This window comes from Burkholderia seminalis DSM 23518 (genome assembly GCF_902832885.1).
Classification (GTDB): domain Bacteria; phylum Pseudomonadota; class Gammaproteobacteria; order Burkholderiales; family Burkholderiaceae; genus Burkholderia; species Burkholderia seminalis.
In genome coordinates this window covers 225,859-251,278 of sequence record NZ_CADFDK010000006.1, presented here as the reverse complement: position 1 = coordinate 251,278, position 25,420 = coordinate 225,859, and the positions used below count along the sequence as shown (strand labels likewise).

Genomic DNA, 25,420 nt, shown 5'->3' with positions numbered 1-25,420 from the left:
ATGAAACTCATCGTCATCGGCCACGGCATGGTCGGCCACAAGTTCCTCGAATGCGTCGCGGCGCAAGCGGGCGCGGCGGGCGCGCTGCAGGTCACCGTGCTCGGCGAGGAGCCGCGCCCGGCCTACGATCGCGTGCACCTGTCCGAGTTCTTCGCGGGCAAGTCGGCGCACGACCTGTCGCTGGTCGAGCCGGGCTTCTTCGAGCGTCATCCGCAGTTCGACCTGCGGCTGAACGCGCAGGTCGCGTCGATCGACCGCGCCGCGCATACGGTCACGCTTGCGTCGGGCGAAACGCTCGCGTACGACAAGCTCGTGCTCGCCACGGGCTCGCGCCCGTTCGTGCCGCCGGTGCCGGGGCGCGATCGCGCAGGCTGCTTCGTGTACCGGACGATCGAGGATCTTGAGGCGATGCAGGCGTGCGGCGCGCACGCGAAGCGCGGCGTCGTGATCGGCGGCGGGCTGCTCGGCCTCGAATGCGCGAAGGCGCTGCGCGACATGGGGCTCGACACCCACGTCGTCGAATTCGCGCCGCGGCTGATGGCCGTGCAGGTCGACGACGGCGGCGGCCGGATGCTGCGCGCGAAGATCGAGGCGCTCGGCGTGACCGTGCATACGGGCAAGAACACGCTGGAAATCGTCGACGGCGAGGACGGCGCGCACCGGATGGCATTCGCCGACGGCACGCATCTCGACGCCGACATGATCGTGTTCTCGGCCGGCATCCGTGCGCGCGACGAACTGGCCCGTGCGTGCGGGCTCGACACCGGCCCGCGCGGCGGCATCGCGATCGACGACGCGTGCCGCACGAGCGACGCCGACATCTACGCGATCGGCGAATGCGCGGCCTGGAACGGGATGGTGTACGGCCTCGTCGCGCCCGGCTACGACATGGCGCGCGTGGTCGCGACGCAGCTTGGCGGCGAGGTCGGCGCGGGGGGCCGCAGCCGCGTTCGCGGGCGCCGACATGAGCACGAAGCTGAAGCTGATGGGCGTCGACGTCGCGAGCATCGGCGACGCGCACGGCACGACGGCCGGCAGCCGCACCTACCAGTATGCGGACGAGCGCCGCCAGGTCTACAAGAAGCTCGTGGTATCCGACTGCGGCAAGTTCCTGCACGGCGCGGTGATGGTCGGCGACGCGGCCGAGTACGGCACGCTGCTGCAGATGATGCTGAACCGCATCGAGCTGCCCGAGTCGCCCGAATTCCTGATCCTGCCGTCGTCGGACGGTGCGGCGAAGCCGGCGATCGGCGTCGACGCGCTGCCCGCGGCCGCGCAGATCTGCTCGTGCAACAACGTGTCGAAGTCGCAGATCTGCGCGGCGGTCGCCGACGGCGCGACGAGCCTCGGCGCGCTGAAGACGTGCACGGGCGCCGGCACGTCGTGCGGCGGCTGCGTGCCGCTCGTCACGCAGATCATGAAGGCCGAGATGCGGAAGCAGGGCCTCGCGGTCGACAACCATCTGTGCGAGCACTTCCCGTATTCGCGTCAGGCGCTGTTCCACCTGATTCGCGTCGAGCGCATCACGACCTTCGACGAACTGCTCGCGAAGCACGGCCGCGGGCTCGGCTGCGACGTGTGCAAGCCGGCCGTGGCGGGCATTCTCGCATCGTGCTTCAACGAGTTCGTGCTCAAGAAGGCGCACGCGGGGCTGCAGGATTCGAACGACTATTACCTCGCGAACATCCAGCGCGACGGCACCTACTCGGTCGTGCCGCGCATGCCGGGCGGCGAAGTCACGCCGGAAGGGCTGATCGCGGTCGGTCAGGTCGCGAAGAAGTACGGCCTGTACACGAAGATCACCGGCGGCCAGCGCGTCGACCTGTTCGGCGCGCGCGTCGAGCAGTTGCCGTCGATCTGGGAGGAGCTGATCGCGGCGGGCTTCGAGTCGGGGCACGCGTACGGCAAGGCGCTGCGCACGGTGAAATCGTGCGTCGGGTCGACCTGGTGCCGCTACGGCGTCGGCGATTCGGTCGGTCTCGCGATCGACCTCGAGCATCGCTACAAGGGGTTGCGCGCGCCGCACAAGATCAAGTTCGGCGTATCCGGCTGCACGCGCGAATGCGCGGAAGCGCAGGGCAAGGACGTCGGCATCATCGCGACCGAAAAGGGCTGGAACCTGTACGTGTGCGGCAACGGCGGGATGAAACCGCGCCATGCGGAGCTGCTCGCGTCCGACCTCGACCGCGACACGCTGGTCCGCTACGTCGACCGCTTCCTGATGTTCTACGTGCGCACCGCCGACCGGCTGCAGCGCACCAGCGTGTGGCGCGACAACCTCGAAGGCGGTCTCGACTACCTGATCGACGTCGTCGTGCACGACAAGCTCGCGATCGCGGCCGAACTCGAAGCCGACATGCAGCACGTGGTCGACACCTACGAATGCGAATGGAAGCGGGCCGTCACCGATCCGGATACGCGCAAGCGTTTCCGCCACTTCGTGAACAGCGACGCGCCCGACACGACCATCGAATTCGTCGAGACGCGCGGCCAGATCCGGCCCGCGACACCCGGCGAGCGGGCGGGCGGCAAGCGCGTGCCGATTCCCGTCGTGGCCGACAGCGCGACCGAACCGGCAACCGCCTGACCGATATCCGCATCACTTCAAGGAGCCCGTCATGAACGATCGTCTTTCGCCATCCTGGACCCGCGTGTGCGCGCTCGACGACATCGTGCCGAACACCGGCGTGTGCGCGCTCGTCAACGGCGCGCAGGTCGCGGTATTCCACGTCGCGCATGCCGACGGCGGCGTGTTCGCGATCGACAACGTCGATCCGGTATCGCAGGCGGCCGTGATGTCGCGCGGGCTGATCGGCAGCCTCGGCGAGCGCATCGTGGTCGCGTCGCCGCTGTACAAGCAGCACTTCGACCTGCGCACCGGCGAATGCCTGGAGGCGCCCGAGCAGTCGGTGAACGCGTATCCGTCGCGGGTCGAGGACGGTTTCGTATGGATCGCGGCCTGACCGTCCCGGAGCGCGCATGACCGCCACCCCCGTCAAGAGCGTGTGCCCGTACTGCGGCGTCGGCTGCGGAATGGTGCTGCACGTCGAGGACGGCGAAGTCGTCAAGGTCTCCGGCGACGCCGACCATCCGGCCAACTTCGGGCGGCTGTGCACGAAGGGATCGTCGGCGCACGTGGCGCTGCGCCGCTCGGGACGGCTCGACCGCGCGTTCGTGCGCCGCGCGCGCGAGGACGACCTCGTACCGCTGCCGGCGCGCGACGCGATCGCCGAAACCGCGCGCCGGCTGCGCGCGGTGCTCGATGCGCACGGCCCCGACGCGCTGTCGTTCTACGTGTCGGGGCAGATGTCGATCGAGGCGCAATACCTCGTCAACAAGCTCGCGAAGGGTTTCGTCGGCACCCACAACATCGAGTCGAACTCGCGTCTCTGCATGGCGAGCGCGAGCACCGGCTACAAGCAGTCGCTCGGCGCGGACGGCCCGCCCGGGTCGTACCAGGACTTCGATCGCGCGAACCTGTTTTTCGTGATCGGCGCGAACATGGCCGACTGCCACCCGATCCTGTTCCTGCGGATGATGGACCGCGTGAAGGCCGGCGCGAAGCTGATCGTGGTCGATCCGCGCCGCACCGGCACCGCCGACAAGGCCGACCTGTTCCTGCAGATCCGGCCTGGCACCGATCTCGCGCTCGCCAACGGGCTGCTGCATCTGCTGCATGCGAACGGCCGCACCGATGCCGCGTTCATCGACGCATACACGGAAGGCTGGGACGCGATGCCCGCGTTTCTCGCCGACTACACGCCCGAACGCGTGGCCGCGATCACCGGGCTCGCGGAAGCCGACCTGCGCACGGCCGCGCAATGGATCGGCGATGCGCAGGAATGGATGAGCTGCTGGACGATGGGGCTCAACCAGAGCACGCACGGCGTGTGGAACACCAACGCGATCTGCAACCTGCATCTGGCAACCGGCAGGATTTGCCGCGCCGGCAGCGGCCCGTTCTCGCTGACCGGTCAGCCGAACGCGATGGGCGGGCGCGAGATGGGCTACATGGGGCCGGGCTTGCCGGGCCAGCGCTCGGTGCTGTCCGACGACGACCGCCGCTTCGTCGAGTACCTGTGGCGCGTGCCCGCCGGCACGCTGCGCAAGGACGCCGGCAAGGGCACGGTCGACCTGTTCGAACGGATGGCGGCCGGCGACATCAAGGCGTGCTGGATCGTTTGCACGAACCCGGTCGCGACCGTGCCGAACCGGCGGAACGTGATCGCCGGTCTGCAGGCCGCGGAGCTCGTGATCGCGCAGGACGCGTTCCTCGACACCGAGACCAACCGCTATGCGGACATCCTGCTGCCCGGCGCGCTGTGGGCCGAGGGCGACGGCGTGATGGTCAACTCCGAGCGCAACATGACGCTGATGCGCGCGGCGGTCGCGCCGCCCGGCGACGCGCTGCCCGACTGGCGCATCGTCGCGGAAGTCGCGCGTGCGATGGGCTTCGGCGAGGCCTTCGACTATGCGTCGGCGGCCGACGTGTTCGACGAGATCGTGCGCTTCTCGAATCCGGCGACCGGTTACGACCTGCGCGGCGCGAGCCATGCGGCGCTGCGCGACGGCCCGGTGCAATGGCCGGTCGCGCCGGGCACCGCGCGCGAGCGGCATCCGGTCCGCTACCTGAACGACGGCGTGAGCCAGACGCCGCGCACGGTCGCCGACGGCGGCGATGCGCCGCGCATCACATTCCCGACACCGTCGGGCAAGGCGCGCTTCTTCGCGCGGCCGCACGTCGACCCGGCCGAACTGCCCGACGACACGTTCCCGATCGTGCTGAACACCGGGCGGCTGCAGCATCAGTGGCACACGATGACGAAGACGGGCAAGGTCGCGATGCTGAACAAGCTCAACCCGCGCCCGTTCGTCGAGCTGCATCCGGACGATGCGCGCGCGCTCGGCATTGCGGCGAAGGACGGCGTCGAAATCCGTTCGGCGCGCGGCCGCGCGGTGCTGCCGGCCGTCGTGACCGAACGCGTGCGGCGCGGCAACTGCTTCGCGCCGATGCACTGGAACGACGTGTACGGCGACGACCTGTGCATCAACGCGGTGACGAACGACGCGATCGATCCGGAATCGCAGCAACCCGAACTGAAATATTGCGCGGTCGCGCTGCGGCGCGTCGACACGGATGCGTTCGCGTCCGCCGATGACGACGCGGCGCAACCCGATGCATGCGCCGACGACGCGGGGCCCGCGCCGGCGCCGGTGCAGGCTGCTGCTTCACAGGAATCCGACATGGCAGATATCGACACTTTCGCGGCCGCGCTCGGCGTCGCCGATCTCGCGCCGCCGCCGTTGACCGATACCGAACGGCTGTATGTGGCGGGCCTCGTCAGCGGGCTGAAGGCCAGCGCCGGCCGGCGCGAGGGCGGTGTGCCGGTGCTGCCGGCCGCCGCGCCGTTGACGCCGCCGGTGCGGCTCTGGCTCGACGGGATGCTCGCGGGCCTGTTCAGCCGCTCGCTGCCTGCGCATGCGCAGGTTGCCGCCACCGCCGCGCTGCCGGCCGAGACCACCGCATCCGGCGGCGTGCGGATCGTGCGCACGCGACCGAAGGTCGTGCTGCTGTGGGCGTCGCAGACCGGCAACATCGAATCGCTGACCGACGACTACGCGACGCGGTTGATGAACGCGGGTTTCGAGATCCGCAGCGCGTGCATGTCCGACTATCCGGTCGCGTCGCTTGCCGGTGCGCAATACGTGCTGCTGATGACGAGCACGTTCGGCGACGGCGACGCACCCGACAACGGCAGCGAGTTCTGGGACGCGCTGCGTGCCGGCAGCGCGGCACGGCTCGACGGCGTGCATTTCGCGGTACTCGCGTTCGGCGACCGCAACTACGACCAGTTCTGCGGCCACGGCCGCCGCCTCGACGCGCGGCTCGCGGAACTCGGCGCGGCGCGCCTGTGCGCGCGCGTCGATTGCGACGTCGAATTCCAGCACGATGCCGACCAGTGGCTCGAACGCGTCGTCGCGCGGATCAAGGAGGCCGACGCGGCGCTGCACGCGGTGCCGTCCGGCGGGATGAGCCCGCCGGGGCTGCTGCCGACGAAGGCGCAGCCGGCGCCGTCGAAGCTCGTCGCGAACGTGCGGCTCAATCGCCCGGGCGCCGTGAAGGACACGCGCTACGTGTCGCTGTCGACCGACGGCGCGAACCTCGAATACGAAACCGGCGATGCGCTCGGCGTGTGGCCGACCAACTGCCCGGAACTGGTCGACGAACTGCTGTCGGTGACCGCGCTGAAGGCCGATGCGCCGGTGTCGGTGGCGGGCGTCGGCGAGATCCGCCTCGGCGACGCGCTCGCGCGCCACTTCGACATCACGCGTCCGCATCCGGATACGCTCGCGTTCATCGCGTCGCGCAGCGCGAACGGTGCGCTGAAGGCGCTGCTCGGCGACGATCGCAAGGGCGACCTGAAGCAATGGCTGTGGGGGCAGCAGCTCGCGGACGTGCTGCACGCGTTTCCGGTCGAGCTGTCGGGCGCGGAGCTGGTCGGCATGCTCAAGCGCATGCAGCCGCGCCTCTATTCGATCGCGTCGAGCCCGAGCGCGCACCGGGGCGAGATTCACCTGACCGTGTCGGCCGTGCGTTATCACAACGGCCGTCGCGCACGCAAAGGCGTCGCGTCGACGTTCCTCGCCGATCGCGCGGACGATGGACGCGTGCCGGTGTTCGTGCAGAAGTCCGCGCATTTCCGGCCGCCGGTGAACGGCGACGTGCCGATCGTGATGGTCGGCCCCGGCACCGGCGTCGCCCCGTTCCGCGGGTTCCTGCACGAGCGGCAGGCGCGCGGCGCGCGCGGGCGCAACTGGCTGTTCTTCGGCGAGCAGCACGCGCAGACCGACTTCTACTACGGCGACGAACTCGGTGCGATGCACGACAGCGGCTTCCTGACGCGGCTCGATCTCGCGTTCTCGCGCGACCAGGCCGACAAGATCTACGTGCAGGACCGGATGCGCGAGCAGGGCGCCGAGTTGTTCGCGTGGCTGGAGGAAGGCGCGCACTTCTACGTGTGCGGCGACGCCGCGCGGATGGCCAGGGACGTCGATGCGGCGCTGAAGGCCGTCGTTGCCGAGCACGGCGGGATGTCGGACGAAGCCGCGAACGACTATGTCGCGCGGCTCGCGAAGGCTCGGCGCTACATGCGCGACGTGTACTGACCGCGCGAGCGGCGGCGCGCCGTCCGGCGCCTGCCGCCCGGCTCGTCATTGCTGCCGTTCCCATGCGCGCGCCTGTTCGGCGCGTACGAATGCTTCCGACGATTCCGGCAGCAGGTTGCGGAACGCGCCGCCGTCGCTGTCGATCACGTCGACCATCTTCGCGATCATTTCCTCCGGGTCGTGCTGTTCGAGCGGGAACGTCAGCCGCTCGGGCGTCACGGTATGCACGGCGGGATCGCGCCAGCGCCGCGTCGTTTCCATCATCCGGTCGTTGAAGCCCGTGCGGTACGGGCCGGGGTTCACGACCGCGACGCGGATCCCGTGCGGCGCCAGTTCCGCCTGCATCGCCTCGGCCACCGCTTCGACCGCGTGCTTCGACGCGCAATACGCACCCGTGAACGGCCCCGTGATCAGGCCCGCGATCGACGACACGAACACGATCTTGCCGTGCCCGCGCGCGAGCATGCCGCGCGCGATCTGCTGCGTGAGTTCGAGCGGACCGAACACGTTGACGTCGAACAGCTCGCGGACGATCTCGACCGGCAGGTCGACGAGCGCACCGGCCTCGCCGACACCCGCGTTGTTTACGAGCACGTCGATGTCGAGTTCCGCCGCGCGGGCGCGATCGTGCGCCGACGTGACGTCGAGCTTGATCGCGCGCAGCGCGGCGCCGCGTTGCGCGGCGGCGGCCGTCAGTGCGTCGATTTCGGCGGTGACGCGAACGCCGGCCGTCACGTCGTGACCGCGCGCGGCGAGCCGTAAGGCGACCTCGCGGCCGAACCCGGTGCCTGCGCCGGTGATGAGGATGCGCTTCTGTGTCATGGGCTTACCCTGTGGTTGGGAGGTGGAGCGTTGCCGGAAAGCGGTCGCGGCCGTGTCGCGCGATCGCGGTGTCTTCATCGACGCTGCCGCCCGAGACGCCGATCGCGCCGACGCAGCGCCCGTTGCCGTCGATCAGCGGTTCGCCGCCGCCGAACGTGACGAGCCCGCCGTGACTGTGCTCGATGCCGTGCAGCGGACCGTCGCCCGACATCGCGCCGAGCGCATCGGTCGACGCACGGAAGCGGACTGCCGTCAGCGCCTTGCGCTGCGCGAGATCGATCGCGCCGAGGAAGCAATCGTCGGTGCGCACGAAGGCGAGCAGGTTTGCACCGGCATCGACGATGGCGATGGCGACGCCGTCGACCTGCAGCGACGCGGCGTGCGCGAGGGCCGCATCGATCGCGCGACGGGCGGCTGCGAGCGGCAGCGCGGCGGTAACGGGTGACATGCGAAGCTCCGGTGAGACGACAGCGTCAGTGTAGGCAGTTGCGGTATATGGGAGAATCCGCATTCCGCTCGAAAGAGTTTCAAGTTTTTCTAATGATGGGCAGACGCGATCCGATGGCCGGGCTGCACGTGTTCATGACCGTCGCGACGGCCGGCAACTTCACGCGGGCCGCCGCCGCGCTCGGCTTGACGCCGGCTGCCGTCAGTCTCGCGATCGGGCAGCTCGAGGGCGAGCTGAACGTGAAGCTGTTCAACCGCAGCACCCGCGGCGTGAGCCTGACGGAAGCCGGGCAGCGCTACTGGCGGCAGACGGAGCCCGCGTACCGGCAGGTCATGCAGGCGCGCGACGAGCTGAAGGACGCGCGCAGCGAGCCGAGCGGCGTGTTGCGCGTGACCGCGCTGCCGCTGGCGCGCTCGCTCGTGATCGCGCCCGTACTCGCCACGTTTCGCGAGCGTTTTCCGAAAGTCCGGCTCGAGATCCGCTACGAGAACGAACTGGTCGACATCGCGAAGGACGGGTTCGATGCGGGAATCCGGCTGGCCGACCGGTTGCAGCCGGGCATGATCGGCGTGCGCATCGCGCCGGCGCTGACGTGTGCGTTGGTCGCGTCGCCCGGTTATCTGGCACGGCATGGCGTGCCGGCGTCGATTGCGGCGCTCGGGCGTCATGCGTGCATCCGGTTCCGTTTCTCGGAAAGCGGACGCCTGCACAAATGGCTGCTGCAAGACGGGCCGCGCGACGTCGACCTCGATCCGGACGGCGTGTTCGTGACGAACGATGCCGACGCGGTGATCGATGCTGCGCGCGCGGGTGTCGGCATTGCATTCGCGTTCATGCGCGAGCGCATCGAGCAGGATCTGCTTGATGGCTCGCTCGTCGAGGTGCTGCCGGGCGTGTGCCGCACGCTGCCGCCGATGTGGCTGTACTACGTGAATCGCAAGCACGTGCCGGCCAAGCTGCGCGCGCTCATCGACGTGTTGCGCGAGCGCGACGGCGCGGACGCCGCGTGATTGCCGCAGCGGCCGGCTGACTGCAGCGCTGGCCGAGGCGGCGCATGATGGCGGCTCCAGCCACGAAGCCACGGAGTCGCGTCATGACGGCAGCCCGGTTTTTCCCGATTCGAACCCTTGTGATCGCCGCAGCGCTGGCCGGTGCCGCGACCGGTAGCGCGCCGGCCGTCGGCCAGACGTCGACCGTGCCGGCGGGCTCGGCCGCTGCGACGCCGGATAACGCGATACTCCTGACGGTTTTCCTGAAACACGACCAGTCGCGCCCGCTCGCCGAGCTGAATGCGCAACTCGCGAAGCAGGGGTTCTACAAGGCGTTTCCGCCGCCGGGCGTCGAAGTGGTGAGCTGGACCGTGACGATGGGGATCGGGCAGATCGTCGTGCTGCGGCTGCCGGCGTCGCGGCTGCGCGAGGTCAATCGCGTGCTCGAGGATACGGCGTGGGGCGCCTATCGGACGGAGTTCTATCCGACTTACGACTACAAGGCAATCGCGTTGGGGGAGCATGAGGGGGGGGGGGGTGATGACGGGCCGCGCGTTTCTTCACTGGCAAAGCGCGCGGGCGGGCCGGTCGAATCATCCCGGCCCCATTCCCGAAACGCCCCGCGCCATCATGTTTTCGTCCTCGCCCTCCGCGCCCCGTCCGGCAGATTTTTCCCAAATGCATCACAAGTCATTCATCCGATGAAAAAACTGCCCGTGTTCCCGGTATGATGCGCACCTTGCGTTTGTGCGGTGCACGATTTTTATGTGTTGTCAGCTCGCCCGGCGAGCCACAAAAGCGCACAATGCGAACCTGAAAGATTCTGTAATATAAATTCCGTATACTCGTAAGTTCTGATCCAGGCGCCGCCGGGCCCCGTCTTCGGCCGACCGCCCACGCAGAACAACCAGATACGTCGCCGCTTGGCTTGCCTGCGCCGCGACACGCTATGCACCACCACTGAACAATTTATGTCTTCCCGCCACTCTGGTTCGCCCGGCCGCGCCGCGGCGGTGATCGCCCGTGCCCGGGCGTTGATCCGCAACGAGCGCGTGCTGTCGCCGCTGCTCGCGCTCGGCATCGGCCTGCTGCTGATCGTGGTTTTCCAGCATCTGTCGGAATCCGTCGACTACCGGTCGGTGATCCGCCAACTGCGTCACCTGTCCGCCGGCGAGTGGGGCGCGTCGCTCGCCGCGACGGCCCTCAGTTATCTCGCGCTCGTCGCCCGCGACGCGGTCGGCCTGCGCTATGTCGCCGCGAAAGTACCGCGCGTCGCGCTGTGGATCGGCGCGATCGCCGGCTCCGCGCTCGGTAACGCAACCGGTTTCGGCGCACTGACGGGCGGCGCGGTCCGCGCGCGCGTGTACGGCGTATCGGGCGTGACGCCCGCGCAGATCGGCCGGATGACCGTCTTCACGAGCGGCACGCTGGCGCTCGCGATGGTGCTGATGACGGCGGTCGGCATGGTCTGCGTGCCGGAGGCCCTTGCCGCGATGCTGCACGTGGCGCCCGGCGTGCTCACGTGGACCGGCGCCGCGCTGCTCGTGGTGCTGGCCGTGATGGTCGCGATGTGCGGCCACACCGCGCGCCCGGTCGTCACGCGCTTCAAGTGGCTGTCGTTCGACGTGCCCGCGCGGCGCGATCTCGTCGCGCAGGTTGTCTACGCGGTGCTCGACGTCGTCGCGGCAGGCCTGACGCTGTGGGTGCTGCTGCCGGCCGCGCCGGTCGGTTTCTCGACCTTCATCACCGTCTACGCGGCCGCCTTGCTGCTCGGGATGATCGGCCATACGCCGGGCGGGATCGGCGTGTTCGAAGCCGCGATGGTGTTCACGCTCGGCCGCGAAGTGCCCGCGCACGCGATGGTCGCCGCGCTGATTGCCTATCGCGCGATCTATTTCGGCGTGCCGCTCGTGCTGTCGGCCGGCCTGCTGGCCGGTTTCGAGGGCCGTGCGCTGCGGCGCCGGCTCGTCACGCGGCAGGCCGTGCGCGTGTCGCAGCTCGCACCGGTGTTCCTGAGCCTCGTGACGTTCGCGGTCGGCGGGATGCTGGTGATCTCGAGCGCGACGCCGGCGTTCTGGCATCGGATCGCGATCCTGCGTCATATCGTGCCGCTGTGGGTGCTCGAAGGCTCGCAGGTGATCTGCAGCGTGCTCGGCGTCGCGCTGCTGTTCGTCGCGCGCGGGCTGCTGCGGCGGCTCGACGGCGCATGGTGGATGACCTTCGCGTTGACGCTCGCGAGCCTCGCGCTGTCGCTCGCGAAGGGTCTCGCGTTCGTCGAGGCCGGCGTGCTCGGCACGCTGCTCGTGCTGCTGCTCGTCAGCCGCCGACGCTTCAACCGTCATTCGTCGCTGCTCGCCGAGCGCTTCACGGTGAGCTGGTTCGTGTCGGTGACGATGGTGCTGATGCTGGCCGTGTGGGTGCTGTTCTTCGCGTTCCGCGACGTACCGTACACGCGCGAGCTGTGGTCGCATTTCTCGTTCGATGCGCGTGCGCCGCGCGCGCTGCGCGCGACGCTCGCGGCCGGCGTGTTCGTCGCGCTATTCGCGCTGTGGCAACTGCTGCGTCCGGCGCCCGGGCGTTTCGTGAAACCCGCGGAGCAGGACCTGATCGACGCGGAGCAGATCATCCGCGCGCAGGAATGCAGCGACGCGGGCCTCGCGCTGATGGGCGACAAGTCCTTCCTGTTTTCCGAATCGCGCCGCGCGTTCCTGATGTACGCGAAGAATGGCCGCACGTGGGCCGCGCTGCACGACCCGGTCGGGCCGCGTGAAGAGTGGCCGGCGCTGATCAGCAAGTTCATCGCGCTCGCACACGCGCACAGCGGCCGCGCGGCGTTCTACCAGGTGCGCGCGAACGCGCTGCCGCTGTATCTCGACGCGGGCCTCACGCTGATGAAACTCGGCGAGGAAGCGCATATCGCGCTCGACCGGTTCGACCTGAAGGGTTCGAACCGCTCCCACCTGCGCTACGCGCTGCGCCGCGGCGACAAGGACGCGCTGACGGTCGAGGTGATCGCGCCGGGCGACGTGCCGGCCGCGCTGCCGGCGCTGCGCGACATTTCCGACGGCTGGCTCGATAGCCGCGATGCGCGCGAGAAAAGCTTCTCGGTGGCCGCGTTCCACGACGGCTATCTCGCGACGCAGTCGGTGATGCTCGTGCGGCAGGCCGACAAGCCGATCGCGTTCGTCACGTTCATGACGACCGATCTCAACACCGAGGCGACGGTCGGCGTGATGCGCCACCTGCCGGACGCGTCGCCGTACGCGATGGAGTATCTGTTCACGCAGCTCGCGCTGCATCTGAAGGAAGCGGGTTTCCGCAAGCTGAGCCTGGGCATCGCGCCGTTCTCGGGAATGGGGGCGGCGAAGATGCCGTCGCCGTGGCACCGGCTCGGCCTGATGGTCTGGCGCTTCGGCGGCCGCTTCTACAACTTCCGCGGCTTGCGCGCTTTCAAGAGCAAGTTCGAACCGCACTGGGAGCCGCGTTATCTCGCGGCCTCGGGCTCGGTCGGCGTGTTCGTCACGCTGGCGGATCTGTCATTGCTGGCTGGAGGTCGGCGCTCATGAGTTTGAAGAAGGGAATCGCGCGGGCGGCAGCCGCCTGCGCGGGAATGATGCTGGCCGGCGCCGCGTGCGCCACGCAGCCGGCCGCCGTGAAAGCCGAAACCGTGTCGGGCGGCCGTTATGGGCCCGTTACCGTGACCAAACCGAGCGGGCCCCTGCGCGGATTCGTCGTGCTGTTCTCGCGTGAGGCCGGCTGGAATGCCGCCGATCAGCAGGCGGCCGACGCGCTCGCGAAAGCCGGTGCGATGACGGTCGGCGTCGATACCGAGCGCTACGCGATGAATCTCGCCGCGAAGCAGGAGACCTGCCACCACCTCGACGGCGACGCCGAGGCGGTCAGCCATCAGCTCGAACGTCTCGCGCAGTCGTCGCGTTATTTCACACCGATCGTCGCGGGCGTGGGCCAGGGCGGCGCGATCGCGAAGCAGATCCTGTCGATGGCGCCGGAGAACACGATCGCCGGCGTCGTGTCGGTCGCCCCGGCCGCAAAGCTCGATCCGCGCTTCAAGCCGTGCCCGCCCGATCCGACGATCGTGCGCCGCGCGATGCCGGGCTTCGTCGAAACGGCGGCCGCGGGCGACAACACGAAGCTGGTCTCGCTCGTCACGTCGCACCTGCGCGACAGCGGCAGCGGCGATGAACTCGACGTGTCGGATCTGCCGCTCGTCGAACTGCCGGCCAAGGGCGGCAGCGACCGGCTGGCGATCGTGATCTCGGGCGACGGCGGCTGGCGCGATCTCGACAAGACGATCGCCGAGGCGCTGCAGCGCGACGGCGTGTCGGTGGTCGGCATCGACAGCCTGCGTTATTTCTGGAGCGAGAAGCCGCCCGCGCAAGTGAGCCGCGATCTCGCACGCGTGATGCGCACGTACATGGCGCGCTGGCATGCAAGCCGCGTGGCGCTGGTCGGCTACTCGTTCGGCGCCGACGTGATGCCGTTCGCGTACAACCGGCTGCCGGCCGACCTGCGCGACAAGGTCGCGGTGATGTCGCTGCTCGGCTTTGCGCCGTCCGCCGATTTCCAGATCCGCGTGACGGGCTGGCTCGGAATGCCCGCGAGCGACAAGGCGCTGAAGGTCGCGCCGGAAATCGCGAAGGTGCCGCCGCAGCTCGTGCAGTGCTTCTACGGCGCGGAAGAGAAGGACACGATGTGCCCGGCGCTCGCGAACACGGGCGCCGACGTGATCAAGACGCAGGGCGATCACCACTTCGGCCGTGACTACATCGCGCTCGAGAAGAAGATTCTCGGCGGGTTCGGCAAGCCGGTGGCGGCGCGCTGAACGCTGGCGCCCGCGTTGCCGCCGGCACCGGCCGGAATCCTGCCGGTTCATCGTACGGGCGGCCAGCGTGCCGCCCGTTTCATTTTCCGGCCGCTGCCGCCGTCGCCGCTGTCGCCGCCGTGTCGTGCGGCGGCGTGGCCGTTCTCGCGTCGCGCTGATAAAAGCCCGGGAACCGGTCGAGTTGCCGCCGTGCGGCCGCGATTTCGGTGTCGTCGGCGAGCACCGCGCTCGAAAACCCCGTGCGTTCCATCAGCAGCAACTGGTCGACCAGCACCTCGCCGGTCGCGCGCAGGTCGCCGGCGAAGCCGAAGCGCTTGCGCAGCAGGTACGCCTGGCTGTACGCGCGTCCGTCCGTGAACGACGGAAACTGCAGGTCGATGCGGGCGGCTTGCGCGATTTGCGCGGCGAGCGGCGCCAGTTCCTCGTCGTTGCCGATCGTCAGCGTCGCGTCGTCGTGCGGCTGCGTGTCTTCGGCGTGGTCGGCCGGCGTCAGCAGGTGGATGCGTGCGTGTGCGATGGAGGTTTCCTGGTTCATGCGTGCTCCGCCCGGTGGCGCGCGTCGTTCGCGGCGGCCTTGAAGGGTTCCGCGCCGATGCGGCGCACGGTGTCGATGAATCGTTCGCTGCGGCCGTTCGTGTCGATCCGCGCGTCGAGGTACGCGCCGACGATCGCATCGACGACATCGACGATCTCGTCCGCCGAGAACGACGGACCGATCACCTTGCCCGGCCGCGCTGGGCCGCTCGCGGCGGAGCCGTCCGACCCGCCGAGCGTCACCTGGTACCACTCCGCGCCGTCCTTGTCGACGCCGAGGATGCCGAGGTGGCCGCTGTGATGATGGCCGCACGAATTGATGCAGCCGCTGATGTGCAGGTCGAGGTCGCCGATGTCGTGCAGCAGGTCGAGATCCTGGAAGCGCTCGGTGATCGCGTCGGCGATCGGGATCGAGCGCGCGTTCGCGAGCGCGCAGAAATCGCCGCCCGGGCACGCGATCATGTCGGTCAGCAGCCCGACGTTCGCGCTTGCCAGCCCGATCGCGCGGGCGTTTTCCCACAGCAGGAACAGATCGTTGACATGCACCCACGGCAGCACGACGTTCTGCGTGTGCGTGACGCGCGCCTCGCCAGCCGAGAAGCGGTCGGCGAGATCGGCGAGCGCGTCGAGCTGGTCCGGCGAGGCGTCGCCCGGGGCCTGCAGGCGGCGCTTGAACGACAACGTGACGATGCGCAGCGCCGGATCGCGATGCGCGGCGACATTGCGGGCGAGCCAGCGCGCGAACGCCGGATGACGGGCCGCCTGTGCGGATACGCGTGCCTGCGCGCCGGCGAGGTCGAGCGTGCGGGGCTTGAGCCGCGGCGGGACGAACGACGCGGCCACGCGATCGAATTCGGCCTGCGGGATCGTGTGCGGGCCGCCGTCGAGGACGACGATCTGGCGGAACTCTTCCTCGACGTCGTCGATGTAGCGCTGCCCCTCGGTCTTCACGAGGATCTTGATGCGGGCCTTGTACTTGTTGTCGCGGCGCCCGTAGCGGTTGTACACGCGGACGATCGCCTCGATGTAGTTCATCACGTGTTGCCAAGGCAGGAACGCGCGCAGCAGCGTCGCGATCATCGGCGTGCGGCCCATTCCGCCGCCGACACTGACGCGAAAGCCGAGTTCGCCCGCGTCGTCGCGCACGAGCTGCAACCCGACGTCGTGCCAGTCGGTTGCCGCGCGGTCTTCGGTCGCACCGGTGATCGCGATCTTGAACTTGCGCGGCAGGAACGCGAATTCGGGATGCAGCGTCGTCCACTGGCGCATCACTTCGGCGAACGGGCGCGGATCGGCGATCTCGTCCGGCGCGACGCCCGCGCGCTCGTCGCACGAGATGTTGCGGATGCAGTTGCCGCTCGTCTGGATGCCGTGCATGTCGACGGTCGCGAGCAGGTCCATCACGTCGGCCGCCTTCGCGAGCGGAATCCAGTTGAACTGCACGTTGGTGCGTGTCGTGAAGTGCGCGCTGCGGGTCGGCAGGCGCAACGTGCCGAGCAGCGCCTGCGCGTCGCATGCGGCGCGGTAGGTGGCGTCGTCGGGCACGTCGTAGTCGCGCGCGATTCGCGCCAGCACGCGGAGCTGCGCACTCGACAGCTCGCCGTACGGCACGGCGACGCGCAGCATCGGCGCGTGGCGTTGCACATACCAGCCGTTCTGCAGCCGCAGCGGCCGGAACGCGTCTTCGCTCAGCGTGCCGTGCTGCCAGCGCTCGAGCTGGTCGCGGAACTGGGCGGCGCGGCTGTGCACGAGCGCCCGGTCGAAATCGGTATATCGGTACATGACGTGATACGCGAGAAGCGCCGCGGCGCGGATTGCGCGCGGCTCGGACAGGCGTTGCGACGGATGTCAGGCAACGGGAGACAGCGTAGGGAACGCGGTGCGGCGGGACAAGCAGCAGAACGGGACGAAAAAGGCGCAGCAGATGGCGGGCGACACGCAGGCGCCGGCGCGGGAGACCGGGCATGCGGCCATGCCCGCGGCGCGATCAAACGCTGGCGTCGACGACGAGCGCCGGATCGAGCGCGCGGATGCGCTGGTCGATGAAGTAGCCGCCGCCTTCCTGATAGCGCAGGAACAAGCGGCCGCACGAGCGGCAGCGGCTGACGCTGCAGCGGTTGTACGGGAAATGGCGCAGGGCGATCGGTGCGTCGTCCGACGCGTAGCGCGTGCCGGCCGGGTGATGCTCCGCATAGGTCGGCTCGGCGTCGCCGGGCGGCACGAGCGTGGCGATTTCGGTCAGTTGCGCATCCTGCAGCGACAGCGGCAGGGTCGTCCATCCGGCGAGCGACGTCTTCGTGCACGTGCACGATTGCGTGACGTGCTCCGCTTCGGCCGTCAGTTTCAACAGGGCGGCGTGATCGAGGTAAGGCAGTTGGCTCATGGGAGATCGTGAAGGTGCGGCGGGATCCGCAATGTAACCCGCGCGCGGATTGCCTGCATGGCCGCGATGCGCGCGGCATGCACCGCGCGTACCGTGAACGATCAGCCTGCCTTGCGGACCGGCGGCTGCGCGACCAGTTCGCCGAGCACGCGGATCGCACGTTCGATGTCGCGGCTCCACGGATGGCCGAAGTTCACGCGCACGCAGCGCTCGAAGCCGTGCGCGGCCGAAAACAGCGGTCCCGGCGCGACGCTGATGCCGCGAGCGATCGCCTGGCGGTGCAACTCCATCGCGTCGATCGCGTCGGGAAACGCGAGCCACAGGAAGTATCCGCCGTCGGGCCGCACCCATTCGACGCCGGGCGGCAGCCAGCGCCGCAACGCGTCGTCCATCCGGTCGAGCTGAGCGTGCAGCGCGCCGCGCAGCTTGCGCAGGTGGCGGTCGTAGCCGCCGTGCTCGAGATAGTTCGCGATGCCGGCCTGCGCGGGAATGCTGGCCGACAGCGTCGTCATCAGCTTGAGCCGCTGCACCTTCTCGGCGAAGCGGCCGGCGGCGGCCCAGCCGATCCGGTAGCCGGGCGCGAGGGTCTTCGAGAACGAGCTGCAGTGCATCACCAGGCCGTGTCGATCGAACGCGCGCGCGGGCAGCGGATAGTCGGGGCCGAAATGCAGCTCGCCGTACACGTCGTCCTCGATCAGCGGCACCTCGCGCGCCGCGAGCAGGTCGACGAGCGCACGCTTCTTTTCGGCGGACAGCGTGACGCCGGTCGGATTCTGGAAATTGGTCATGAACCAGCACGCGCGGATGGCGTGCCGGTCGAGCGCGTTTGCCAGCGCATCGAGATCGAGGCCCGTATGCGGATCGACGGGAATCTCGACCGCGCGCAGGTCGAGCCGTTCGATCGCCTGCAGCGCCGCATAGAAACCGGGCGCTTCGACCGCCACGACGTCGCCGGGCCGCGTCACGGCCATCAGGCACAGGTTCAGCGCCTCGAGCGCGCCGTTCGTGACGACGATCTCGTCGATCGGCTGCGAGATGCCGGTGGCGAGATAGCGGCGCGCGATCTGCTGGCGCAGCGCCTCGTTGCCGGGCGGCAGGTCGACGACCGTGCTCCACGGGCTCACGAGCCGCGTGGCCTGCGCGAGCGACTTCGCCAGGCGCGGCAGCGGAAACAGCTGCGGCGCGGGGAACGCGGAACCGAGCGGCACGATGCCGGGCTGCGTGGCCGCGTCGAGGACGGAGAACACGAGGCTGCTGATGTCGACCTTGCGCGTGGCGCCGGCGCGGCTCGCGCGGCGCTTCGCGGCGGGGTTCGCCGCCGGCGTGGCGCCCGGCGCGACGTAATAGCCCGAGCGTTCGCGTGCACGGATCAAGCCCCACTGTTCGAGCAGGTAATACGCGCGAAACACCGTCGACTGGCTCACGCCGTGCTGCGCGATGATCTGCCGCAGCGACGGCAGGCGCGTGCCGACGGCAAGGTTGCCGTTGCGGATGTCGTCGGCGATCGTATGGGCGAGGGTTTCGTAGCGTTTCATCGGCGTGGGCGGGGCGCGCCGTCGCCGCGCGCGGGCCGGAGTGGCGCCGCGCCGGCGGGCGCGGGTCATTGTCCGACGGGCGGCCCGAAAAGGAAAGCGCGGGGCACCGGCCGCGCGTTCCGGCAGTGTCAGGCCGCGTTCGGCGCCGCATTCCGCCCGTTCGCACGGCCGCGCAGCGGCGGCAGCGGCTCGACCTTGCCGACGATGAACAGGTACGACAGCGCGCCGACCACGCACAGCGCGCCGGCTGCCGCGAGCGGCACGACGAACGAGCCCTTGGTGATCGACAGCATCACGCCCGTGAAGGTCGTGATGAAGATTCCCGCGAGATTGCCCGCGAAGTTCTGGATGCCGCCGATCGACGCGACGTGCGCGGGCGTCGGCGCGATTTCGCCGACGAGCGTCCACACGTTGGCGCCGGCGAACGACAGGCTGGCATACGCGAGGGCGAACAGTCCGAGGCACGCCCACGTGTTTTCGACGAGCGCGGACAGGGCGATCGACGACGACAGCAGCATCCCGAGCACGAGGCAGGTCTTGCGCGCGGCGGTGGCGCTCCAGCCGCGGCGAAACAGGCTGTCCGACACGTAGCCGCCGAGCCAGCCGCCGGGAATCGCGAGCAGCGCGGGCAGCATGCCCCACGTGCCGAGCGACGCGAGCGAGAAGCCGCGCGACTGCAGCAGGTAGCTCGGGAACCACGTGATGAAGAAGTAGATCGCGAAGTTCAGGCAGAACAGGCCGATCATCATCCCCCACACGGTGCGATAGCGGAACAGGTCGAGCCACGATACGGTCGGGCCATCGGTTGCGGCCGCAACGGCCGGTGTGCCGCGTTGCGCGAGCAGCGCATCGACGGCATCGGGTGCGATCGCGCGGTAGCGTTCGGGGTCGCGATAGACGAACCACCAGGCGAGTGCCCACACGATGCCGATGCCGCCCGTGATCACGAACGACCCGCGCCAGCCGACGATCGAGATCAGCCACGCGACGAGCGGCAGCGACAGCGCGGAGCCGACACGCGAGCCGCTGTCGAAGATGCTGCTCGCGAGCCCGCGCTCGCTGCGCGGGAACCAGTTGAACGCGACCTTCGCGAACGACGGGATCGCGGCCGCTTCGCCGACGCCGAGCATCAGCCGTACGCCCACGAGTTGCGCGAGGCCGCGCGCGGCCCCCGTCGCGACGGTGAACACCGACCACCAGCCGACGGCCAGCGCGAGGCTCACGCGCACGCCGACCTTGTCGATGAACCAGCCGGCCGGCAGTTGAAGGAACGCATAGGTCCAGAAGAACGCACTCAGCACGAGCCCCATGCCGACCGCGTCGAGGCCGAGGTCGGCGCGGATGCTGGGCGCGGCGATCGCGAGGTTCGCGCGGTCGATGAAGTTGATGACGTTGGCCAGGAAGCACATCAGGATCATGGCCCATCGGATGCGTGGCATGCGGTGTCTCCGTGCGGAATGTCGTGACGGGCGGCCGGCGATCCGCTGCGCCGGCTGCCTCGATGGGCGGATTACCTCGACGCGTGCGGCGTGCGGTCGAACTTCGCGAGCGCTTCCCACAGGCCGTTCAGGTAGACCGCGCCGAGCGCCCGGTCGTACAGGCCGTAGCCGGGCTTGCCCGTTTCGCCCCAGATCATGCGGCCGTGGTCGGGGCGCACGTAGCCGGTGAAGCCGGTGTCGTGATACGCCTTCACGATCGCGGCGATGTCGAGCGAGCCGCAGCGCGACAGGTGCGCGGTTTCCTCGAAATCGCCGTTCGCGTCGACCTTCACGTTGCGGATGTGTGCGAAGTGGATGCGGCCCATCGCGCCGAACTCGCGCACCAGCGCCTCGACGTCGTTCTGCGGGCCCGCGCCGAGCGAACCCGAGCACAGCGTCAGCCCGTTCGCGGGCGTGTCGACGATGCGCAGGATCCGCGCGAGATCGTCGCGGTTCTTCACGATGCGCGGCAGCCCGAAGATCGGGCGCGGCGGATCGTCCGGGTGGATCGCCATCTTCACGCCGGCTTCCTCGGCAACAGGGATGATCGCCTTCAGGAAGTACTCGAGGTTCGCCCACAGCGCGGCTTCGTCGACGTCGCGATAGTCGGCGAGCAGGGCCTGCAGCTGTTCGGGCCGGTAGCTCGAATCCCAGCCGGGCAGCGCGATGCCGTCGTTCGGATCGATCCGGTCGACCGCGTCGGTGCTGAATGCGAGGCAGGTCGAGCCGTCGGCGAGCGTCTTCGACAGCTCGGTGCGCGTCCAGTCGAACACGGGCATGAAGTTGTAGCAGACGACTCGGATGCCGGCCGCGCCGAGATGGCGGATCGTCTGCCGGTAGTGGTCGATCAGACGATCGCGCCCCGGCTTGCCGAGCTTGATGTCCTCGTGCACGGGCACCGATTCGACGACTTCGAACCGCAGGCCGGCGCGCTCGATCGTTGCTTTCAGCGTTTCGATCTTGTGCGCGGGCCAGACTTCGCCCACCGGTTCGTCGTAGATCGCGGACACGATATGCGTGACGCCCGGGATCTGGCGGATGTATTGCAGCGAGACCGGATCGGACTCGCCGTACCAACGGAAAGACATCTTCACTGGAGCGGCTCCTGGCTGGCGGTTCATGCACGGACGACCGGGCCGCAGCGTGCGGCCCGGTGCCGGTGAGCGGATTATGATTGGTATGCCAGTTAGGTGGGATAGTGGTTTACCAGTTGTGAGGATATCGCAAGGATGACAGACAGCATCCGCGATTGCGCGGCAGGACGGGCCGACAAGCCGAATCAGGTGCGGGTTGAAATTGGTGTACCATTTTGAGGATCCGGTGCCGCGACGGCGCCGGCCAGCCTGTTGCGAGCCTTTCGATGACCGATCTTTCCAGCCTGCCCGCCAGCCGCGACACCGATGCCGCGGACCGCTCCTATATCGGTCTTGCGCGGCAGATTCACGCGATGGTGGCCGCCGGCGCGTTCGAAGCCGGCGCGCGGTTGCCGTCGGAGCGCAGTCTGGCCGACCAGTTCGGCGTGAGTCGCACGCAGGTGCGCGAGGCGATCATCGCGCTCGAGGTGCAGGGGATCGTCGAAGTGCGGATCGGCTCCGGCATCTACGTGTCCGCGGCCGACGCCGCACGGCCGGTGACGTTCGAGGTGCCGCGCGGCCCGGGGCCGATCGAGACGCTGCGCGCGCGCGGGCTGATCGAAGCGGAAGTCGCGGCGCTCGCGGCGACCGAACGCAAGGACGCCGATCTCGACCGCCTGTTTCTCTCGCTGACGACGATGCGCGAGCAGATGGCCGACAAGGCCGCGTACGACGCGGCCGACCGCCAGTTTCATCTGCGGATTGCGGAGTCGACCGGCAATACGGTGCTGCTGCACATGGTCACGGCGATGTGGGACTGCGCGCGCAGCGATCCGCTGTGGGACAAGATCGAGGAGCACTTTCACTCGACCGCGCTGCGCGAGGCGTCGCAGGAGGATCACCAGCGGATCTTCGCGGCGATCATGGCGCGAGACGCGACAGGTGCGCGCGACGCGATGCGTGCACACCTGTCGCGCGTGATCGCGGAGTTCACGCAGGCCTGGCGCTGACGCGGGTTTCCGCGGCGCGACGCGGGCCGCTGTAGCCGCGCCGCATGCCGCATGCCGCCGCCGTCGCCGGTGCCGGCGAACATGCGCGCCGCGTACGGCTTCTTCCAATTGCGCGACCGTCCGATTTATGGTCTCGTTGCGGGATATCGCATCGACTCGAAAAAGGACAGTCGAATGCAGCCGGGCGATTCACGCGGGGTCCGATTGATCAGGGGAATCGGTGCACGCAAGCGTGCACGCGGCGCCGTGCGCAGCCTGCTCATCATATTGACGATAGGCTTTCTGGCACCCGTCGTGCCGGCGTTCTCCGCCTCTCCCGAAACCGTCAACGACAACGTGCTGCGCGTGCTCGCGTGGCCCGGCTATGCGGACAGCGACATCGTCGGCGCGTTCGAGGCGCAGTTTCGCGCGCGCGTCGAAGTGACGTTCGTCGACTCCGACGAAGCGTTGTGGTCGCGGATGCACAGCGCGTCGCCGCCGCCGTACGACGTGCTGGCCGCGAATACGGCCGAGATCCAGCGTTATGCGCGCGAACGCCTGCTCGCGCCGATCGACCTGCAGCGCATTCCGAACCGGCGGCGCCAGTTGCCGAACTTCCAGCAGGTCGCGACGATCGGCGGGCTCGTGCAGGACGGCACGACCTACGCGATCCCGTTCACGTATTCGTCGATGGGGCTGATCTACGACCGCAAGCAGGTGCCGGCCGCGCCGCGCTCGATGCGCGAGCTGTGGAATCCGCGCTACCGCGGCAAGGTGCTCGACTTCAACAGCGCGCAGCACAATTTCTCGTTCGCCGCGCTCGCGCTCGGCTATTCCGATCCGTTCCGGCTGTCGTCCGCGCAGACGCTCGCGGTCGCGCGCAAGCTGATCGACCTGCGCCGCAACCTGCTGACGTATTACACGCTGCCCGAGGAGGCGACCGCGCTGTTCGTCCAGCATCGCGCGGCACTGATGTTCGGCAACTACGGCACGCAGCAGGTCGAACTGCTGCGGCGCGCGGGCGCGGACGTCGGCTACGTGATCCCGGAAGAAGGCGCGCTCGCGTGGCTCGACTGCTGGGCCGTCACGCGCGGCGCGCAACGCCCCGGGTTGGCATTCGCGTGGATCAACTACATGCTCGAACCGGCGATCGGCGCGCTGCTGACCGAGCGCCAGGGGCTCGCGAATACGCTCGAGCCGCCGTCGGGGCTCGACACCGGGCACCAGCATCTCGTGTGGCTCCAGCCCGTCGAGAACATCGCCCGCCGCGAATCGTTGTGGAGCCGTATCGTGTCGGGCGACCGGCCGGAGCGGTTCGGAAAATGATCCGGCTCGGGCTCGTGTCGAAGCTGTCGGTGCTGTTCGCCTGCATCGGCGTGATCGCGTCCGGCACGACCGGCTACTACGCGTATCGCGCCAATCGCGCGATGCTCGTGCAGGAAGCGCAGCACAGCCTGCTGATGTCGACGCAACTGCTCGGGCAACGCTTCACGACCGCGCTGGCGGATGTTGCCGACGACGCGCTCGTGCTCGCGCAGTTGCCGTCGTCCGCGTTCGTCGCGGGTGACGACAAGCCGGACATCGCACGCCGCACGCGGCTCGAGCAGGTGTACCGGAGCTTCATGACAAATCATCCGGAGTACCTGCAGATCCGCCTGATCGCGAGCGGGCATTTCGGGATCGAACGTATCCGTGTCGCTCGCGATGCGAGCGGCATCGTCGTGCTGCCCGAAAGCGCCTTCCAGGAGAAAGGGCAGTTTTCCTACGTATTCGACACGCTCGCGATGGCGCCCGGTCACATCTACCTGTCACCGATCGTGATCAATCACGAGACGGGATCGCACGAGGCCGAGGGGCTGCCGATCCTGCGCGTGGGGACACCGGTGGTCGACATGTCCGGCCGCACGGTCGGCGCGCTCGTCGTCGACGTCGAATTGTCGCGCGTGTTCGACCGGCTCGAGCGCGACCTGCCGGAAGACTATGCGGTCTATCTCGCGAACGAGTGGGGTGATTTTCTCGTGCATCCCGATCCGGCGCAGACGTTCGGTTTCGACCGCGGCCGGCGCGTGCTGATGCAGGACCGTTTCACCGCCACCCGCGCGTTGTTCGACCACGCTCAAACGAACGTGACGCTCAATGGACTCGCGCAGCCCGACGAGGCGCCGGGCCAGATGTTCGCGTTCGCGCGCACGCCGTTCGGGCACGACGAGGGCAACCGCTTCGTCGTGCTCGGCATGGCGCGCCCGCTCGCGGACGTGCTGGCGCCAGCCGGCGTGCTCGGCGAGCGGATCGTCCGGATGGTGCTCGTGTCGAGCCTGCTGGCGGCGATCCTCGCGATCCTGTTCGCGCGTGCGATCACGCGGCCGCTGCAGACGCTGGCGCGTGCCGCGACCCACGTGTTCGACGATTCGGCCGCCGAGCGGCTGCCGACCGCGCGCGCCGACGAGATCGGCGTACTCGCGCGCTGTTTCGACAGCATGCGCGTCGAGATCCGCACGCAGGTCGCGATGCTGCGTGCGAAGCAGCAGGAACTCGCGCACCTCGCCGGCCACGACCCGCTGACCGCGCTGCCGAACCGCCTGCTGTTCATGGAGCATCTCGAAGCTGCGATCCGGCATGCGGCGGCGGTACGCGAAGGGCTGGCGGTGATGTTCGTCGATCTCGACCGCTTCAAGCAGATCAACGACCAGCACGGGCACTCGGCCGGCGATCGCACGCTCGTCGCGGTCGCGAAGCGGCTGAGCCGCGCGCTGCGCAGCGGCGACATGGTCGCGCGGCTCGGCGGCGACGAATTCATCGTGCTGATCGCGGACGTGCGTTCGCCGGCGGTGATCGGCGACGTCGCGGCGCGCATCCAGATCGTGATGGCCGAGGAGCTGGAGTTCGGCGATCGGCGCGTGGCGGTCGGTGCAAGTATCGGTGTCAGCGAGTATCCGGCCGACGGCGCGTCGGCCGAGGAACTGCTCGTCAAGGCCGATGCGGCGATGTACGCGGCGAAGGCGTGCCCGCAGTGCGTGTGCGTGCGCTATCAGGATCTGGTCCGAGGCGGCGTCGCGACGGACGCAGGCGACCGGGTCGCATCGGGCGGCAGCCGCTGACGATCGGGCGGCGAAACTGGCGCTGCAAACGCGACGAGCCCGTCAGGGACGGGCTCGTCGC

At 69.0% G+C, this 25,420-nt stretch carries 16 protein-coding genes and 2 pseudogenes; 10 read left to right on the top strand and 8 right to left on the bottom strand.

Annotation, left to right across the window (positions count from 1 at the left end; translation table 11 throughout):
* The 3 genes and pseudogenes from nirB (at window position 1) to HWX00_RS20530 (ending at window position 7,167) form a co-directional block, all read left to right on the top strand.
* Window positions 1-2,587, top strand: a pseudogene (gene nirB, locus HWX00_RS20540) (nitrite reductase large subunit NirB).
* A gap of 31 nt (window positions 2,588-2,618) precedes the next feature.
* Window positions 2,619-2,963, top strand: a complete 345-nt coding sequence (gene nirD, locus HWX00_RS20535) for a nitrite reductase small subunit NirD (RefSeq protein WP_034191247.1) — start codon at window positions 2,619-2,621, stop codon at window positions 2,961-2,963.
* Window positions 2,964-2,979: 16 nt separating this feature from the next.
* The gene (locus tag HWX00_RS20530) at window positions 2,980-7,167 is read left to right on the top strand and encodes a bifunctional nitrate reductase/sulfite reductase flavoprotein subunit alpha (RefSeq protein ID WP_175028561.1); all 4,188 of its coding nucleotides are present in this window, start codon (window positions 2,980-2,982) and stop codon (window positions 7,165-7,167) included.
* Window positions 7,168-7,212: 45 nt separating this feature from the next.
* Here the strand turns inward: HWX00_RS20530 and HWX00_RS20525 are convergent, their stop codons facing one another.
* Both HWX00_RS20525 and HWX00_RS20520 read right to left on the bottom strand, forming a co-directional pair.
* Window positions 7,213-7,989, bottom strand: coding sequence for an SDR family oxidoreductase (locus tag HWX00_RS20525; protein ID WP_034191249.1), 777 nt, complete (start codon window positions 7,987-7,989; stop codon window positions 7,213-7,215).
* A 4-nt stretch (window positions 7,990-7,993) separates the two neighbouring features.
* Window positions 7,994-8,437, bottom strand: coding sequence for a GlcG/HbpS family heme-binding protein (locus HWX00_RS20520; protein ID WP_034191250.1), 444 nt, complete (start codon window positions 8,435-8,437; stop codon window positions 7,994-7,996).
* 95 nt (window positions 8,438-8,532) lie between these two features.
* Between HWX00_RS20520 and HWX00_RS20515 the strand changes: the two genes are divergently transcribed.
* The 4 genes and pseudogenes from HWX00_RS20515 to HWX00_RS20500 all read left to right on the top strand — a co-directional run bounded on the left by HWX00_RS20515 (window position 8,533) and on the right by HWX00_RS20500 (window position 14,269).
* Window positions 8,533-9,447, top strand: coding sequence for a LysR family transcriptional regulator (locus tag HWX00_RS20515; protein WP_034191251.1), 915 nt, complete (start codon window positions 8,533-8,535; stop codon window positions 9,445-9,447).
* Window positions 9,448-9,530: 83 nt separating this feature from the next.
* Window positions 9,531-9,953: pseudogene (locus HWX00_RS20510) on the top strand (hypothetical protein); the annotation flags it as partial.
* 444 nt (window positions 9,954-10,397) lie between these two features.
* Window positions 10,398-12,992, top strand: coding sequence for a bifunctional lysylphosphatidylglycerol flippase/synthetase MprF (gene mprF / locus HWX00_RS20505; RefSeq protein WP_175028559.1), 2,595 nt, complete (start codon window positions 10,398-10,400; stop codon window positions 12,990-12,992).
* On the top strand, window positions 12,989-14,269 hold the full coding sequence (locus HWX00_RS20500; protein WP_059556607.1) for a virulence factor family protein: 1,281 nt from the start codon (window positions 12,989-12,991) through the stop codon (window positions 14,267-14,269). The genes mprF and HWX00_RS20500 overlap by 4 nt, the downstream gene beginning before the upstream one ends.
* 79 nt (window positions 14,270-14,348) lie before the next feature.
* Here HWX00_RS20500 and HWX00_RS20495 read toward each other — a convergent pair whose 3' ends face one another.
* The 6 genes from HWX00_RS20495 to uxuA form a co-directional block, all read right to left on the bottom strand.
* On the bottom strand, window positions 14,349-14,804 hold the full coding sequence (locus HWX00_RS20495) for a DUF934 domain-containing protein (RefSeq protein ID WP_175028558.1): 456 nt from the start codon (window positions 14,802-14,804) through the stop codon (window positions 14,349-14,351).
* Window positions 14,801-16,585 (bottom strand): nitrite/sulfite reductase, encoded by a 1,785-nt coding sequence (locus HWX00_RS20490; RefSeq protein ID WP_175028557.1) that lies wholly within the window; start codon window positions 16,583-16,585, stop codon window positions 14,801-14,803. Before HWX00_RS20490 ends, HWX00_RS20495 begins: the two co-directional genes overlap by 4 nt.
* 205 nt (window positions 16,586-16,790) lie before the next feature.
* The gene (locus HWX00_RS20485; RefSeq protein ID WP_069704696.1) at window positions 16,791-17,186 is read right to left on the bottom strand and encodes a hypothetical protein; all 396 of its coding nucleotides are present in this window, start codon (window positions 17,184-17,186) and stop codon (window positions 16,791-16,793) included.
* Between the two features lie 101 nt (window positions 17,187-17,287).
* Complete coding sequence (locus HWX00_RS20480) at window positions 17,288-18,721, bottom strand: aminotransferase-like domain-containing protein (protein WP_069704697.1); 1,434 nt, start codon at window positions 18,719-18,721, stop codon at window positions 17,288-17,290.
* 128 nt (window positions 18,722-18,849) lie between these two features.
* Window positions 18,850-20,160, bottom strand: coding sequence for an MFS transporter (locus HWX00_RS20475; protein WP_175028556.1), 1,311 nt, complete (start codon window positions 20,158-20,160; stop codon window positions 18,850-18,852).
* A 71-nt stretch (window positions 20,161-20,231) separates the two neighbouring features.
* Window positions 20,232-21,293 (bottom strand): mannonate dehydratase, encoded by a 1,062-nt coding sequence (uxuA, locus tag HWX00_RS20470; protein ID WP_175028555.1) that lies wholly within the window; start codon window positions 21,291-21,293, stop codon window positions 20,232-20,234.
* Between the two features lie 266 nt (window positions 21,294-21,559).
* Between uxuA and HWX00_RS20465 the strand changes: the two genes are divergently transcribed.
* The 3 genes from HWX00_RS20465 to HWX00_RS20455 all read left to right on the top strand — a co-directional run bounded on the left by HWX00_RS20465 (window position 21,560) and on the right by HWX00_RS20455 (window position 25,359).
* The gene (locus HWX00_RS20465) at window positions 21,560-22,282 is read left to right on the top strand and encodes a FadR/GntR family transcriptional regulator (RefSeq protein WP_069704699.1); all 723 of its coding nucleotides are present in this window, start codon (window positions 21,560-21,562) and stop codon (window positions 22,280-22,282) included.
* A gap of 174 nt (window positions 22,283-22,456) precedes the next feature.
* Window positions 22,457-23,587 (top strand): extracellular solute-binding protein, encoded by a 1,131-nt coding sequence (locus HWX00_RS20460; protein ID WP_034191651.1) that lies wholly within the window; start codon window positions 22,457-22,459, stop codon window positions 23,585-23,587.
* Window positions 23,584-25,359, top strand: a complete 1,776-nt coding sequence (locus HWX00_RS20455; RefSeq protein WP_175028554.1) for a GGDEF domain-containing protein — start codon at window positions 23,584-23,586, stop codon at window positions 25,357-25,359. The genes HWX00_RS20460 and HWX00_RS20455 overlap by 4 nt, the downstream gene beginning before the upstream one ends.
* Window positions 25,360-25,420 lie beyond the last annotated feature (61 nt).